Here is a 13,463-nt window from a genome sequence, read left to right on the forward strand (position 1 = left end):
TCAGCCCCAGCCCAAAGCGACGGCCACCCGGTAGGTGACGAACGACGCCAGGTAGGCCAGCGCGAACAGGTAGAGGGCCATCACGATGGCCCACTTCCAGCCGCCGGTTTCGCGCTTCACCGTGGCCAGCGTCGCCATGCATTGCGGCGCGAACACATACCAAGCCAGCAGGGACAGCGCCGTCGCCAGGCTCCAGCTCTGGGCGATGATGGGCGCCAGGGCACCAGCGGTGTCCTCGCCCGACAGCGCATACACCGTCCCGAGCGCACTCACCGCCACCTCGCGCGCCGCCAGGCCCGGCACCAGCGCAATGCTGATCTGCCAGTTGAAGCCGATCGGCGCCAGCACCAGCGACAGCCAATGCCCCAGCATGCCGGCGATGCTGTACTCGATGGCCGGCCGCGTCGCGCCTTCCGGCGCGCCGGGGAAGCTGGCCAGGAACCACAACGCCACGGTCAGCACGAGAATGATGGTGCCGACACGCCGCATGAAGATCTCGGTGCGCTGCCACAGGCCCAGCGCCACGCTTCGCCAGTGCGGCCAGTGGTAGGTGGGCAGTTCCATCATCAGCGCCCGCACCTGGCCGCGGCTGGTGGTGCGCTTGAGGATCCACGCGACCAGCAGCGAGCCGAGGATGCCGGCGACATACAGCAGGAACAGCACCAGGCCTTGCAGTTCGAGGCCGAGACCGATCGAGCGGTGCGGGATGAAGGCGCCGATCAGCAGCGCGTACACCGGCAGCCGCGCCGAGCACGTCATCATCGGCGCGATCATGATCGTGACCAGCCGGTCGCGCGGGTTGGCGATGGTGCGCGTCGCCATGATGCCGGGGATGGCGCAGGCGAAGCTGGAAAGCAGCGGGATGAAGGAGCGGCCCGACAGGCCCACGCCCCCCATGATGCGATCGAGCAGGAAGGCCGCCCGCGGCAGGTAGCCCGACTCCTCCAGCACCAGGATGAAGAAGAACAGGATCAGGATCTGCGGCAGGAACACGATGACGCCGCCCAGCCCCGCGATCAGGCCGTCGGTGACGAAGCTGCGCAGGTAGCCGTCCGGCAGCCAGCCGCCCACCAGCTTGCTGAGCCACTCGGTCGCCGCCTCGATGGCGGCCTTGGGCGCTTCGGCCCAGGCGAACACCGCCTGGAACACCAGGAACAGCAGCACTGCCAGCAGGATCGGTCCGATGACCGGGTGCAGCACGAAGCGGTCGATCCGGTCGCTGACCAGGTGCGGCGCCACGACGTCGAGGCCAAGCCGCTCGAGGATCTGGCGCACGCGCTCGTGGTCGGGGAGTTCGTCGCCCGGCGGCGTGGGCACGGGCATCAGCGTTGTCGTGGGCTGCCAGATCTCCTGGCGCTCCAGCAGCGCGCGCAGGTCCGCATCACCTTCGCCCTGCACGGCCACCGTGCTCACCACCGGCACGCCCAGCTCGCTCGCGAGCGCGTCCGGGTCGAGGCGGATGCCGCGGCTGGCCGCCAGGTCCGCCATGTTGAGGGCCACCACGCAAGGCAGGCCCATGCGCTTGACGCCCAGCACCAGCCGCAGGCTGCGCCGCAGGTTGGTGGCATCGACGACGCACACCACCAGGTCCGGGCGCTTCTCGCCCTTGGCAGTGCCGTGCAGGACATCGACCGTGACGCGCTCGTCCGGCGAGCGTGGATGCAGGCTGTAGGTGCCAGGCAGGTCCAGCACGCGCACGGACTTGCCGTTGGCCAGGCTCAGCCGGCCTTCCTTGCGCTCGATGGTGACGCCGGCGTAGTTGGCGACCTTCTGGTTGCTGCCGGTCAGGCGGTTGAACAGCGCCGTCTTGCCGGCGTTCGGATTCCCCACCAGGGCCGCGAGGCGGCCGGCGGGATGGAGGTGGATGACTGCTTCGTTCACTGCGCCTGGAGGGCTGGCTCTACGTGCACGCAGGCCGCTTCGGCGCCACGCAGCGCGAAGGTGGACTGCCCGATGCGAACCACGATGGGATCGCCGCCCGGGAAACCGCGGGTCATCACCGTCACGCGCTCGCCCGGGTAGAAGCCGATCTCTTCGAGCTGGCGGGCGCGTTCGGGCACCTGCGGATCCGCCTGCACGTGGCGGACGGTGCAGACATGGCCCTTGGGCGCCTGGTCGAGCCGCTGCACGGCCGGCTCGCGGCCGGACGGGGCGGAAGAAACGGACAAACCGGTAGGCGGCAGCGTTCGCGTGTTCATGGCGGTCCTGGCGTTGTGCTTGGTTTCTGCCCCCATTGTATTGCAAATGCGAGAGATTCTCATTTGCGCGTTACAATCGCAGCAATAAAAATTCGGCCAGCAAGATCCACGTCCAGCCAGCCTCTTTCGCAACCGCCCGCCGCCGCGGGCCGATGGAGGCCTTATGGCACAACAAGAACGACGTTCCTCTTCCGAACCTGCCCTGCTGCCGCTGGGCGCCATGCTGCTCGCTGCATCCGCCAGCGCCTGGTCGCAGGCAGCCGACCCCACGCCCACCCTGAAGACCGTGACGGTGACCGAGACGGTGCCGCAGGGCAAGGACACGCTCAAGACCGACACCACGAACATCGGCAAGGGCAAGCAGGAACTGCGCGACATCCCGCAGTCGCTGACGGTGGTCACCGAAAAGCTGATCGACGACCGCAACCTCGACACCGTCAAGGACGTGCTGCGCAACACCGCCGGCGTCACCTTCCAGGCGGCCGAAGGCGGCGAGGAGGACATCCGCCTGCGCGGCTTCTCGCTGGCCGCCACGGGTGACATCTACCTCGACGGCATGCGCGACCCGGCGTTCTACGACCGCGACACCTTCAACCTCGACCGCATCGAAGTGCTGCGCGGCTCCGCGTCGATGCTGTTCGGCCACGGCTCCACCGGCGGCGTCGTCAACCAGGCCAGCAAGCTGCCGATGGCGAGCACGCAGCACGAAGTGATCACCACGATCGGCAGCCACGACTACGGCCGCATCACCGGCGACTTCAACATCCAGACCGGTGAGGAAGCTGGCCTGCGGCTGAACGTGATGCGCACCAAGGCCGACAACAACGGCAGCGGCAGCAGCATCGACAAGGAAGGCCTGGCGCTGGGCTACCGCACCGGCATCGACAGCAGCAACGAGTTCGCGGCCCAGCTCTACTACCTGAACAACAACAACGGCGTGAACTACGGCCTGCCGTGGATCAAGCCCTCGCCCTCGTCCAGCCAGGCGGACAGCACGATCTGGCGCGGCGTCGACCCGACCAACTACTACGGCATGGCCAGCGACCGCAACGACGGCATGGCGAAGTGGGCCGGCCTGGCCTACACGCACCGCTTCGCCGGCGGCAGCGAGTGGCGCACGCAGGTGCGCAAGGGCTGGTTCGAGCGCGACCAGCGCGCCAGCGCTATCCGCTTCGCCAACACGGCCGGGACCTCGCTGGAAAACCTCGGGCCGAACACCGTGCTCACGCGCGGCCTCAACGTCAAGATCCAGAACCTCGACACCACCTACCTGCAAAGCGACTTCAGCGGCGCCTTCAAGGTCGCCGGCTACGAGAACCAGGTGCTGACCGGCATCGACCTCGCGCGCGAGCAGAAGACGGTGTTCCAGCCGCTCACCGCGGCACAGGGCGGCATCGTCCCCGTGAAGCCCAACACGCTGGTCGGCACGCCCGATGACGGCGCCTGGGTCAACGAGGACCTGCGCACGCTGCGCGTGGGCAACCAGTTCGTGAACAAGTCCATGGGCGCCTACGCCCAGGACATGGTGACCCTGGCGCCGCACTGGAAGGTGCTGGGCGGCCTGCGCTACGACTGGATGGACGGCGACTACGACAACTACCCCACGCCGGGCACCGCGCAGAGCTACCAGCAGAAGATCTCCGACTGGAGCAAGCGCGTCGGCGTGCTGTACCAGCCGACCGCGCAGCACTCGTTCCACTTCTCCTGGGGCACGTCCTTCAACACCTCGGGCGACACCTACTCGTACAACGCGCAAAGCGCCAACACCCCGCCGGAGCAGAGCGAGAACCTGGAGCTGGGCGGCCGCATCGACAGCGCCGACAAGCGCTTCTCGACCCGCTTCGCCCTGTTCCGCTCGACCAAGACGAACGAGCGCAACACCGACCCCGACACCGCCGCCACGCGCCTGCTGCTGACCGGCAAGCGCCACACGGCGGGCGTCGAGCTCGACGCCGTCGGCCGCATCACGCGCCAGTGGGAGATGTACCTGTCGTACATGTGGATGCCGATCGCCGTCGTCGACGAGGCCGCCTCCACCGCCACCAGTGCGGGCAACCGGGTGGGCGACCGCCCGGGCCTGAGCCCGCGCCACAGCGGCACGGTGTGGACCACCTACCAGCTCACGCCGCAGTGGCGCGTGGGCGGCGGCGTCAACTTCCGCAGCAAGCAGTCGCCGGCCGACACCACGCCGCCGGCATGGAATGCGCCGGGCTTCGGCACGGTGGACCTGCTGGCGGAGTACACCATCAACGACCGCTACAGCATCCGCGGCAATGTGACCAACGTGGGCAACAAGTACTACGCCGACTCGCTGTACCGGGGACACTATGTGCCCGGTGCCGGCCGGCTGGTGCAGCTGACGCTGACGGCGCGCTTCCTCTGACGCCGGAAAGGCCCGATCCATGCTCCTCACCCTGCCCTTGCTCGACGCCGACCAGCTGCGCCAAGCTCGCGCCTGGCTGGCCAGGGCGGAGTGGACCGATGGCCGGGCCACCGCCGGCCCGCAAGCCGCGCAGGCCAAGCGCAACGAGCAGCTCGCGCCGGACAGCGAAGCGGCGCGCGAGCTGCAGGCACTCGTCACGCGCGCGCTGGAGCGCTCGCCGCGCTTCCTGGCGGCGGCGCTGCCGCGCAAGCTGTTCCCGCCGCAGTTCAACCGCTATGCAGGCGAGAGCAATCTGTACGGCGCCCATGTCGACAACGCGATCCGCTTCGCCGACCAGGGCGCGACACGCGTGCGCACCGACTTGTCCTGCACCGTCTTCCTGAGCGAGCCGCACGAATACGAGGGCGGCGAGCTCGTGATCCACGGCGGCGCATTGCCGCAGCGCATGAAGCTGCGCGCCGGCGAGGCGTTGCTCTACCCCGGCACCAGCGTGCACGAAGTGACGCCGGTGACGCGCGGAGCCCGCCTCGCTTCCTTCTTCTGGATCGAGAGCATGGTGCGCAGCAACGAGCAGCGCGCCCTGCTGCTGCAACTGGACGACGCCATCACGCAGCTGCGCAGCGAGCACGGCGAGACGCCGGCGGCGGTCGCCCTGACGGGCACGTATCACAACCTGCTGCGGATGTGGGCTGAGACATGAGCCCGCCGGGCCGCCCCAAGGGCGAATACCGCAGTGCGCGGCACGGAGGTTCCGAATGACCCCTCTGCAGGCGATTCCCGAAGGCATCCGCTGCCTGGCGGATTACGAGCCGCATGCGCGCGAGAAGCTCGCGCCTGCCGCCTGGGACTACTTCATGGCGGCGGCCGGCGACGGCCTCAGCGCCCGCGCCAACCGCGCCGCCTGGGACGCCCTGCAGCTCTGGCCGCGGGTACTGCGACCCCTGGCCGGGCTGTCCACCGAAATCGAACTGCTGGGCCGGCGCTGGCCCACGCCGCTGCTGGCCGCGCCCATGGCACTGCAGCAGCTGGCGCATTCCGACGCTGAACTCGCGCTGGGCCTGGCCGCGGCCGTGCAAGGCGCCGGCCTGGTGCTGAGCATGCAGTCCAGCCTGCCCATGGAAGTCGTGGCGCGGGCCGTGGTGAGCGAATCCGGCCGGGGACCGCTGTGGTACCAGCTGTACCTCCTGGAAAGCCGCCAGGCCACGCTGGAACGCGTCCGGCGGGCCGAGGCGGCCGGCTTCGAGGCCCTGGTCCTCACCGTCGACGCGAGCGTCCGCGCGCCGCATCCCGCCGTCCAGGCGGTCCCGGCCGACCCCGGCCCGGCACCAGCCAGCCTGCCGGACCTGCTGGCCCGCGCGCCAACCTGGGACGACGTCGCCTGGCTGCAAGGCGAAACGAAGCTGCCGCTGCTGCTGAAAGGCGTGCTGAACCCCCTGGATGCCCGCGACGCGGCCCGCTTGGGGCTGGCCGGCCTGGTGGTCTCCAACCATGGCGGCCGCACGCTGGACGGCCTGCCGCCCACCGCCGTCGCCCTGCCCCGCATCGCCGACGCCGTCGGCGACGCTTTACCGCTGCTGGTCGATGGCGGCATCCACCGCGGGACCGACGTGCTGAAGGCGCTGGCGCTGGGCGCCCGTGCCGTGCTCGTCGGCCGCCCGCTGCTGCATGCGCTGGCCACCGCCGGCGCCGCCGGCGCGGCCCATGCCTTGCGCCTGCTGCGCGACGAGCTCACCATTGCGCTGGCCCAGTGCGGCCTGCGCAGTCCGGCCGAGGCCGGGCGCGAACTGCTGGGCCACGCGCCCGCAGCCGGAATCCTCTAAATCCAAAGGGCATTGCAAATGCGAAGAATTCGCATTTATACTTCGCATCACACCGCAATCCTCGAAGGCTCATTCCATCATGATCGTCTGTGTCTGCCGCCGCGTCTCCGACCGCGAAATCGCCCGCCATGCGCGGGCCGGCATGAGCTTCGACGACATCCAGTTCGAGCTGGGCGTGGCCACGCAATGCGGCAACTGCGAGGGCTGTGCCCGCGACGTCGTGGCGCAATGCCAGGCCAGCCATCCCACGGCGGCCCTGCACTGCGAAACCGCGGTCGTGCAGCTCGCGCCGGCCATCCAGCAAAGCAGCGCCTGGCCGGCGGGCCCCGCCGCCTGATCCGCCTCGCGTCCACCCGCCCGCAGCCGCTGCATTCCCGGGCCGCATCATGAGCATGGCCTTGCCGTACCCCTCCGCCCCGCATCCCCTGCGCCGCCACGCCGGCATCGCAGCCGGCGTGGTCACCCTCCATATCGCCGCCCTCTGGGCCCTGCAACAGGGCTTGCTGCAGCGCGCGGTCGAAATCATCGTCCCGATCGCCATGGTCAGCGAGGTGCTGACGCCGCCCGCGCCGAAGGTCGAGACGCCGCCCGCGCCCGTGATCCCGCCCAAGCCGGAGCCCGTGCGCCCCGTCGTCCAGCACAAGCCGACGCCGGCTCCGCTGCCGCCCGCGCCCAAGCCGCTGGCGATCCGCGACACGACGCCGGCGCCGCAGGCCCCCACGGGCGCCACCGAGCCGCAGCCCCCGGCGCCGCCAGTGGCCGCGCCCGTTGCAGCTGCTCCCGCGCCGGCGGCGCCCTCACCCGCTCCCGCCCCGGTCGCCAAGGTCGAACTGCCGACCAAGGACGCGGACTACCTGCACAACCCGCCGCCGCCTTATCCGCCCATGAGCTTCCGCCTCGGCGAGGAAGGCCTGGTGGTCGTGCGGGTGCTGATCGGCACGGACGGCACCGCGCAGGACGCGCAGGTGCAGAAGTCCAGCGGCTTCGACCGCCTGGACCAGGCCGCCGTGAAGGCCGCCCGCAGCTGGCGCTACGTGCCCGGCAAGCGCGGCGGCGTGCCCGAGCAGATGTGGGTCAACGTCCCGGTGAACTGGGAACTGCGCAAGAACTGAAGAAACAAGGAACAACGATGAACACCGAATTCGGCCTGATGCACCTGTGGAACCAGGGCGACCTCGTCACCAAGCTGGTGGCGCTGTTGCTGCTGGTGATGTCCCTCGCCTCGTGGATGGTGATCGTGGTGAAGGCGCTGGACCTGCGCCGCTACGCCGGCCAGTCGCGCCGCATCGAGAGCTTCTGGCATGCCGCCGATTTCGCCGACGGCCTGGACAAGCTCGGGACCGACCCCGCCAATCCTTTTCGTGCCCTGGCGCTCGAAGGCCGCGAGGCAGCCGCCCACCACAACGCGCAGCCGCAGCTGCACGACTCCCTGGGCGCCAGCGAGTGGATCACGCGTTCCATGCGCAACTCCATCGACGAAGCCACGGCGCGCCTGCAGGCTGGTCTGGCGGTCCTGGCCTCGGTAGGTTCCACGGCGCCCTTCGTCGGCCTGTTCGGCACCGTCTGGGGCATCTACCACGCGCTGCTGTCCATGAGCTCCGTCGGCCAGGCCACCATCGACAAGGTGGCGGGCCCGATCGGCGAGGCGCTGGTGATGACGGCGCTGGGCCTGGCGGTCGCCATCCCCGCGGTGCTGGGCTACAACGCCCTGGTCCGCGGCAACAAGTCCATCCTGGCCAAGCTGAACCGCTTCGCCCACGACCTGCACGCCTACTTCGTCACCGGCGCCCGCGTCTCCGCCCACGGCGACCTGACCAAGGTGGTGGCGATGAAGAAGGGAGCCTGAGATGGCCTTCGGGACCCAGGACGACACCGACGACGTCATGAACGAGATCAACATGACGCCGCTGGTCGACGTCATGCTGGTGCTGCTGATCGTGTTCATGATCACCGTGCCGGTGATGAAGGACGCCGTCAACATCAACCTGCCGCATGCGACGAGCACGCCGGTGGAGGTGAAGCCGGAAACGATCCGGCTGTCGGTGGACCCGCAGGGGCACTACTTCTGGAACGAGCAGCAGCTGGCCGACGCCGACCTGGAACCCAGGCTCGCCGCGGCCGCCGCCGCGAACCCGCAGCCGGAACTGCACCTGCGCGGCGACAAGGACGCGCGCTACGAGAAGGTGGCGCAGGCCCTGGCGGCGGCGCAGCGCGCCGGGCTGCACAAGATCGGCTTCGTCACGGACCCGCAGAAACCATGAACGGACTGCCGCCGCAACGTCCCGTCCCGGTCGCGGAACAGCCGGCGGCGCCGGCGCAGAGACCGGCGCCCGTGCCCAGCGAAGTGCTGCTGCGCGGCCAGCGGCTGGTGGAGATCGCCCACAACGGCGAGGTCTACCGGCTGCAGGCCACGCGGCTTGGGAAGCTCATACTCACCAAGTGAATCGTGCGGTGCGCAGCGGAGCTGCGCACCCTACGAGGCCGCATGTAGGGTGCGCAGCTCCGCCGCGCACCGCGCCACGGTCTTAGAGCCCCAGCGCCGCAATCCCCGCGCGCGCAACCTGCGCATCCTCGGTCGACTTCACGCCGCTCACGCCGACGGCGCCGATGCACTGGCCGTCCTTCACGACCGGCACGCCGCCTTCCAGCATGCCCTCGATCCCGGGAGCGCTCAGGAAGGACACGCGGCCACCGTTGATGATCTCCTCGTACACGCGGCTTTCGCGGCGTCCCAGGGCCGCGGTATGGGCCTTGGCCGGCGCGATGTGCGACGAGACCGCGGCGGCGCCATCCAGGCGCAGCAGGCCCAGGAGATGGCCGCCGTCATCGACGACGGCTATGGTCACGGCCCACTTGTTGGCGACGGCTTCGGCTTCGGCGGCGGCGAGGATCGCCTTGACGTCGGCGGCTTCGAGAAAGGATTTGGTCTTCATGGCTGTAATTCAGGAAAAACGAGAGCATAGCGAAGGCAGTAGTGTTCCCCTGGTCTACTCAGCTTGAACCAACCTAGAATGCTCGCATCTAATGCCGTGCAAGGCCTCAGGAGAGAATCGATGAACGACCGTTACCAGACCCTCCAGTCCGTCGGCTACGGCGACGCGCTGACCTCGGTGGAGCAGCGCAACAAGGTGCTGCGCAACACCTACTGGCTGCTCGCCCTCAGCCTCGTGCCCACGGTGCTCGGCGCCTGGCTGGGCGTGGCCACCGGCATCACCCGCAGCCTGAACGGCGGCCTCGGCCTGGTGGTGTTCCTGGGCGGCGCCTTCGCCTTCATGTACGCCATCCAGAAGACCAAGGATTCGGCGGCCGGCGTCGCCGTGCTGCTTGGCTTCACCTTCTTCATGGGGCTGATGCTCTCGCGCATGCTCATCGCGGTGCTGCATTTCAAGAACGGCCCCGCGCTGGTGATGACCGCCTTCGGCGGCACGGCGGGCGTGTTCCTGGTGATGGCCACCCTGGCCACGGTGATCAAGCGCGACCTCTCCGGCATGTCCAAGTGGCTGTTCGCCGGCGCGCTGGTGCTGATGATCGGCGCGGCGGTCAACGTGTTCGTCGGCTCCACCGCCGGCATGATGATGATCAGCACGCTGGCCATCGGCATCTTCAGCCTGTACATGCTGTACGACCTGAAGCAGATCGTCGACGGCGGCGAGACCAATTACATCAACGCCACCCTGGCGCTGTACCTGGACCTGTTCAACATCTTCCAGAGCCTGCTGGCGATCCTGGGGTTGACGGCCGGCGACGACTGAGCCTTCACGCTCGAAAAAAACGGGGCCCGCGGGCCCCGTTTTTCATTGCAGGTCGAAGACCGCAATGGACTCCACGTGCGCCGTATGCGGGAACATGTTCACCACGCCCGCCAGCGAGCAGGTGTAGCCCGCCTGATGCACCAGCAGGCCGGCGTCGCGCGCCAGGGTCGCCGGGTTGCAGCTGACGTAGACGATGCGCCTGGGCGGATGCCAGCCCGCCCGCAGCGACTTGTCCTGGTGCAGGTCGGCCAGCGCCTTGGCCAGCGCGAAGGCGCCTTCGCGCGGCGGGTCCACCAGCCAGCGGTCGGCGGCGCCGTCGGCCACCAGCTGCTGCGGCGTCATTTCGAACAGGTTGCGCGCTTCGAAGCGCGTAGTCGCCAGCGGCGTGGCGCGGCCCTGCTGGTTGCGCGCAAAGTTTTCGCGCGAACGCGCCACCAGCGCTTCGCTGCCCTCGATGCCCAGCACCTCGCCGGCCAGCGTCGCCAGCGGCAGCGTGAAATTGCCCAGGCCGCAGAACCAGTCGATGACCCGCTCCTTGCGCTGTGGCTGCAGCAGGCGCAGCGCGCGGTCCACCAGCACGCGGTTGATGTGCGGGTTGACCTGGGTGAAGTCAGTCGGCCGGAACGGCATCGTGATGCCGAACTCCGGCAGCGCGTAGGCCAGTTCCTCGCCGCCCTCATCGAGCAGCTTCACGGTATCCGGCCCCTTGGGCTGCAGCCACCACTGCACGCCGGGATGCTCCTGCGCGAAAGCGCGCAGCTTCGCCAGGTCGCCCGCCGACAGCGGCTCCAGGTGCCGCAGCACCAGCGCGGTCACGCTGTCGCCACAGGCCAGCTCGATCTGCGGGCAGGTCTCGATGGCGTCCATGGAGCCGATCAGCGCGCGCAGCGGCAGCAGCTGGTCGCTGACGTGCTGCGGCACCACGTGGCATTCCCTGATGTCGGCCACGTAGCGGCTCTTGCGCTCGTGGAAGCCGACCAGCACCGTCTCCTTCTTCCGCACGTGCCGCACACTGAAGCGGGCGCGCCAGCGGTAGCCCCAGGCCGGCCCTTCGATGGCGGGCAGCATGCTGTCCGGCTTCACCTTGCTCAGGTGCCAGAGGTTGTCCTCCAGCACCCGCTGCTTGATGGCGACCTGGGCGGCGGGGTGCAGGTGCTGCATCTTGCAGCCGCCGCAGGCGCCCTCGTGCAGGCCGAAATGCGGGCAGCCCGGGCGCACCCGCTGCGCCGACTCGCGGTGCAGCGCGACCAGGGTGGCCTGCTCCCAGTTGTTCTTCCTGCGGTTGACCTTGACCGTCACCCGTTCGCCAGGCAGCGCGCCGTCGACGAACACCACCTTGCCGTCCGGGCGCCGGGCGACGCCCTGGGCCTCGATGTCCAGCGATTCGATCTCCAGCCAGCCCTCGGGCAGGGGCTCCGGCTCTTTCAGTTCACTCATCCCCCGATTGTCGCTGGTGCGCAGGCCGAGGGCTTGCGCACGCTGCGCCGGACATCACACCCAGGCGGCCAGGTACTCCTGCCAGTGCGCCTCGGCGGGCGCCAGGCCGGCCAGCGTCTCCTTGACGAAGGCGATCTCCTGGTCGTATTCCGCTTCGGTGAAGCCGCCGCGCATCTTCTGGAAGCGGCAATACAGCAGGTAGGTGTTCATGACGTCCGTCTCGCAATAGCGGCGGATCTCGTCCAGCTTGCCGTCACGGTAGGCGTTGAAGACCTGCGAGCCATCCATGCCCAGCTTGCCGGGGAAGCCGCACAGCTTGGCCATCGCGTCCAGCGGCGCGTTGGCGCGCGGCTGGTACATGGCCAGCAGGTCCATCAGGTCCAGGTGCCGCATGTGGTAACGGCTGATGTAGTTGTTCCACTTGAACTCGCGGTCGTCCTCGCCGAGGTCCCAATACTTGCCGGCGGTGACGCCGTGGCGCAGGCCGCGATAGTGCAGCACGGGCAGGTCGAAGCCACCGCCGTTCCAGCTGACCAGCTGCGGCGTCTTCTGCTCGATGGTGCGGAAGAACTGCTGCACGATGCGGCCTTCGCTGGCATCGTCCTTGTCCACGAAGGAATGCACCCGCAGGCCCTCGGCGTTGCGGAACACGCAGCTGATGACGAGGATGCGCTGCAGGTGCAACGGCATGAAGTCGCTCTGGCCGTTGTCCTTGCGCTCCTTGGCCCACTGTTCGTAGACCTCCGCGTCAGTCAGCTCCGGGGGCGAACCGCGCAGCAAGCGCAGCCCCTGGACGTCAGGAATGGATTCGATGTCGAAGACAAGTACGGGCCAGGCCATGCCCGGCAATGTACCGGATTACAGCAGGGCTTCCTTGTCGATCCCGCTGCGCACCATGTGGCGCTTCAGCTTCATCAGCGCCTCGTTCTGGATCTGCCGCACCCGCTCGCGCGTGAGGCCCAGGCGGTCGCTCAGCACCTCCAGCGTCTCCGGCTCGCGGTCATGCAGGCCGAAACGGCCTTCCAGCACTTCCTTCTCCCGATAGGACAGCGCGTCGATCCAGCTGGCCAGCAGGCGCTCCACCTCGCGGTTCTGCGTGACGCCGGTGGGATCGACCGCCAGTTCGTCGGCCATGAAGTCGCCCAGCGTGTGCTCGTCGTCCGAGCGCTCCACCACCGCGTCCAGCGACTTGGGCGCTTCCGCCATTGCCAGCAACTGCGAGACCTCCTGCACATCGCGCCCCAGCAGCGCGGCGACGTCCTCCACCCGCACGCCGTCGCCCTCGACGCCGTTGCGCGTCGAGATGAAGGCGGGATCGTTCTCCAGCGTGCGGCGCGCGCGCAGCACCTGCTGCAGTTCGCGCACCACGTGCACCGGCAGGCGGATGACGCGGCCCTGGTTCATCACGGCGCGTTCCACGGCCTGCCGGATCCACCACGTGGCATAGGTGGAGAAGCGGAAGCCGCGCTCCGGCTCGAACTTGTCGATGGCGTGCATCAGGCCGAGGTTGCCCTCCTCGATCAGGTCCGACAGCGGCACACCGCGTCCGAGGTAGCCCTTGGCGATGCTCACCACCAGCCGCAGGTTGTGCTCGATCATCGACTGGCGCGCCAGGAAGTCGCCGGCGCGCGCGCGGCTGGCCGTGTCGAACTCTTCTTCGGCGGTGAACAGCGAGGTGCGGCGCACGTCGCGCAGGTACAGCGTGAGCGTGTCGCTCGATTCGCCGGAGAACTCGCCGTTGCCCTCGCGCGCCGGCGCTTCGGTGGCGGCCGGCTCCGGCGCGGCCGCCTCCAACTCATCCGCTCCGGCCTTGTCCGCATCCTGCCGGGCACCCTCGGGTGTCGCAGGAGCGTGGCCGTTGCGGCGTTTCATG

The 13,463-nt window shown here is 69.0% G+C and carries 15 protein-coding genes; 9 read left to right on the top strand and 6 right to left on the bottom strand.

The window, feature by feature from the left end:
- Together feoB and HHL11_RS20030 are read right to left on the bottom strand one after the other, a co-directional pair.
- Positions 1 to 1,881: a FeoB small GTPase domain-containing protein gene (feoB, locus tag HHL11_RS20025; RefSeq protein ID WP_169420338.1), complete on the bottom strand. Its 1,881-nt coding sequence runs from the start codon at positions 1,879 to 1,881 to the stop codon at positions 1 to 3.
- On the bottom strand, positions 1,878 to 2,198 hold the full coding sequence (locus HHL11_RS20030) for a FeoA family protein (protein ID WP_169420339.1): 321 nt from the start codon (positions 2,196 to 2,198) through the stop codon (positions 1,878 to 1,880). The genes feoB and HHL11_RS20030 overlap by 4 nt, the downstream gene beginning before the upstream one ends.
- Before the next feature lie 163 nt (positions 2,199 to 2,361).
- Between HHL11_RS20030 and HHL11_RS20035 the strand changes: the two genes are divergently transcribed.
- The 8 genes from HHL11_RS20035 (at position 2,362) to hemP (ending at position 8,844) form a co-directional block, all read left to right on the top strand.
- Positions 2,362 to 4,581, top strand: coding sequence for a TonB-dependent receptor (locus HHL11_RS20035; RefSeq protein ID WP_169420340.1), 2,220 nt, complete (start codon positions 2,362 to 2,364; stop codon positions 4,579 to 4,581).
- A 19-nt stretch (positions 4,582 to 4,600) separates the two neighbouring features.
- The gene (locus HHL11_RS20040; protein ID WP_169420341.1) at positions 4,601 to 5,281 is read left to right on the top strand and encodes a Fe2+-dependent dioxygenase; all 681 of its coding nucleotides are present in this window, start codon (positions 4,601 to 4,603) and stop codon (positions 5,279 to 5,281) included.
- Positions 5,282 to 5,336: 55 nt separating this feature from the next.
- Positions 5,337 to 6,401, top strand: coding sequence for an alpha-hydroxy-acid oxidizing protein (locus tag HHL11_RS20045; protein ID WP_169420342.1), 1,065 nt, complete (start codon positions 5,337 to 5,339; stop codon positions 6,399 to 6,401).
- Between the two features lie 79 nt (positions 6,402 to 6,480).
- On the top strand, positions 6,481 to 6,738 hold the full coding sequence (locus tag HHL11_RS20050; RefSeq protein ID WP_169420343.1) for a (2Fe-2S)-binding protein: 258 nt from the start codon (positions 6,481 to 6,483) through the stop codon (positions 6,736 to 6,738).
- Positions 6,739 to 6,793: 55 nt separating this feature from the next.
- Complete coding sequence (locus HHL11_RS20055; protein ID WP_169420344.1) at positions 6,794 to 7,513, top strand: energy transducer TonB; 720 nt, start codon at positions 6,794 to 6,796, stop codon at positions 7,511 to 7,513.
- Positions 7,514 to 7,530: 17 nt separating this feature from the next.
- Complete coding sequence (locus tag HHL11_RS20060; protein ID WP_169420345.1) at positions 7,531 to 8,247, top strand: MotA/TolQ/ExbB proton channel family protein; 717 nt, start codon at positions 7,531 to 7,533, stop codon at positions 8,245 to 8,247.
- Position 8,248: 1 nt separating this feature from the next.
- Complete coding sequence (locus tag HHL11_RS20065; RefSeq protein WP_169420346.1) at positions 8,249 to 8,662, top strand: ExbD/TolR family protein; 414 nt, start codon at positions 8,249 to 8,251, stop codon at positions 8,660 to 8,662.
- Entirely contained in the window at positions 8,659 to 8,844 is a 186-nt protein-coding gene (hemP, locus tag HHL11_RS20070; RefSeq protein ID WP_169420347.1) for a hemin uptake protein HemP, read from the top strand. The genes HHL11_RS20065 and hemP overlap by 4 nt, the downstream gene beginning before the upstream one ends.
- An 82-nt stretch (positions 8,845 to 8,926) precedes the next feature.
- Here hemP and HHL11_RS20075 read toward each other — a convergent pair whose 3' ends face one another.
- Positions 8,927 to 9,334 carry a heme-binding protein gene (locus HHL11_RS20075; protein ID WP_169420348.1) on the bottom strand — a complete coding sequence of 136 codons (408 nt, stop codon included), beginning with the start codon at positions 9,332 to 9,334 and terminating at the stop codon, positions 8,927 to 8,929.
- Between the two features lie 120 nt (positions 9,335 to 9,454).
- On the opposite strand from HHL11_RS20075, the gene HHL11_RS20080 reads away from it, so the two are divergent.
- On the top strand, positions 9,455 to 10,153 hold the full coding sequence (locus tag HHL11_RS20080; RefSeq protein ID WP_169420349.1) for a Bax inhibitor-1 family protein: 699 nt from the start codon (positions 9,455 to 9,457) through the stop codon (positions 10,151 to 10,153).
- A gap of 42 nt (positions 10,154 to 10,195) precedes the next feature.
- On the opposite strand, the gene rlmD is transcribed toward HHL11_RS20080, so the two are convergent.
- From rlmD to rpoS, 3 genes are read right to left on the bottom strand one after another with little or no spacing between them, the layout of a single operon-like run.
- Positions 10,196 to 11,590, bottom strand: a complete 1,395-nt coding sequence (gene rlmD, locus HHL11_RS20085; protein WP_169420350.1) for a 23S rRNA (uracil(1939)-C(5))-methyltransferase RlmD — start codon at positions 11,588 to 11,590, stop codon at positions 10,196 to 10,198.
- 54 nt (positions 11,591 to 11,644) lie between these two features.
- Entirely contained in the window at positions 11,645 to 12,430 is a 786-nt protein-coding gene (locus tag HHL11_RS20090; protein ID WP_169420351.1) for a 3'-5' exonuclease, read from the bottom strand.
- A gap of 18 nt (positions 12,431 to 12,448) precedes the next feature.
- The gene (rpoS, locus tag HHL11_RS20095; RefSeq protein ID WP_169420352.1) at positions 12,449 to 13,462 is read right to left on the bottom strand and encodes an RNA polymerase sigma factor RpoS; all 1,014 of its coding nucleotides are present in this window, start codon (positions 13,460 to 13,462) and stop codon (positions 12,449 to 12,451) included.
- Position 13,463: the final 1 nt, after the last annotated feature.

Source organism: Ramlibacter agri (assembly GCF_012927085.1).
Classification (GTDB): domain Bacteria; phylum Pseudomonadota; class Gammaproteobacteria; order Burkholderiales; family Burkholderiaceae_C; genus Ramlibacter; species Ramlibacter agri.

Excerpts from the sequence above, each read along its gene's own strand:
- HHL11_RS20030 (WP_169420339.1), bottom strand. The coding sequence starts at position 2,198 with ATGAACACGCGAACGCTGCCGCCTACCGGTTTGTCCGTTTCTTCCGCC.
- HHL11_RS20035 (WP_169420340.1), top strand. The coding sequence starts at position 2,362 with ATGGCACAACAAGAACGACGTTCCTCTTCCGAACCTGCCCTGCTGCCG.
- HHL11_RS20040 (WP_169420341.1), top strand. The coding sequence starts at position 4,601 with ATGCTCCTCACCCTGCCCTTGCTCGACGCCGACCAGCTGCGCCAAGCT.
- HHL11_RS20045 (WP_169420342.1), top strand. The coding sequence starts at position 5,337 with ATGACCCCTCTGCAGGCGATTCCCGAAGGCATCCGCTGCCTGGCGGAT.
- HHL11_RS20050 (WP_169420343.1), top strand. The coding sequence starts at position 6,481 with ATGATCGTCTGTGTCTGCCGCCGCGTCTCCGACCGCGAAATCGCCCGC.
- HHL11_RS20055 (WP_169420344.1), top strand. The coding sequence starts at position 6,794 with ATGGCCTTGCCGTACCCCTCCGCCCCGCATCCCCTGCGCCGCCACGCC.
- HHL11_RS20060 (WP_169420345.1), top strand. The coding sequence starts at position 7,531 with ATGAACACCGAATTCGGCCTGATGCACCTGTGGAACCAGGGCGACCTC.
- HHL11_RS20065 (WP_169420346.1), top strand. The coding sequence starts at position 8,249 with ATGGCCTTCGGGACCCAGGACGACACCGACGACGTCATGAACGAGATC.
- hemP (WP_169420347.1), top strand. The coding sequence starts at position 8,659 with ATGAACGGACTGCCGCCGCAACGTCCCGTCCCGGTCGCGGAACAGCCG.
- HHL11_RS20075 (WP_169420348.1), bottom strand. The coding sequence starts at position 9,334 with ATGAAGACCAAATCCTTTCTCGAAGCCGCCGACGTCAAGGCGATCCTC.
- HHL11_RS20080 (WP_169420349.1), top strand. The coding sequence starts at position 9,455 with ATGAACGACCGTTACCAGACCCTCCAGTCCGTCGGCTACGGCGACGCG.
- rlmD (WP_169420350.1), bottom strand. The coding sequence starts at position 11,590 with ATGAGTGAACTGAAAGAGCCGGAGCCCCTGCCCGAGGGCTGGCTGGAG.
- HHL11_RS20090 (WP_169420351.1), bottom strand. The coding sequence starts at position 12,430 with ATGGCCTGGCCCGTACTTGTCTTCGACATCGAATCCATTCCTGACGTC.
- rpoS (WP_169420352.1), bottom strand. The coding sequence starts at position 13,462 with ATGAAACGCCGCAACGGCCACGCTCCTGCGACACCCGAGGGTGCCCGG.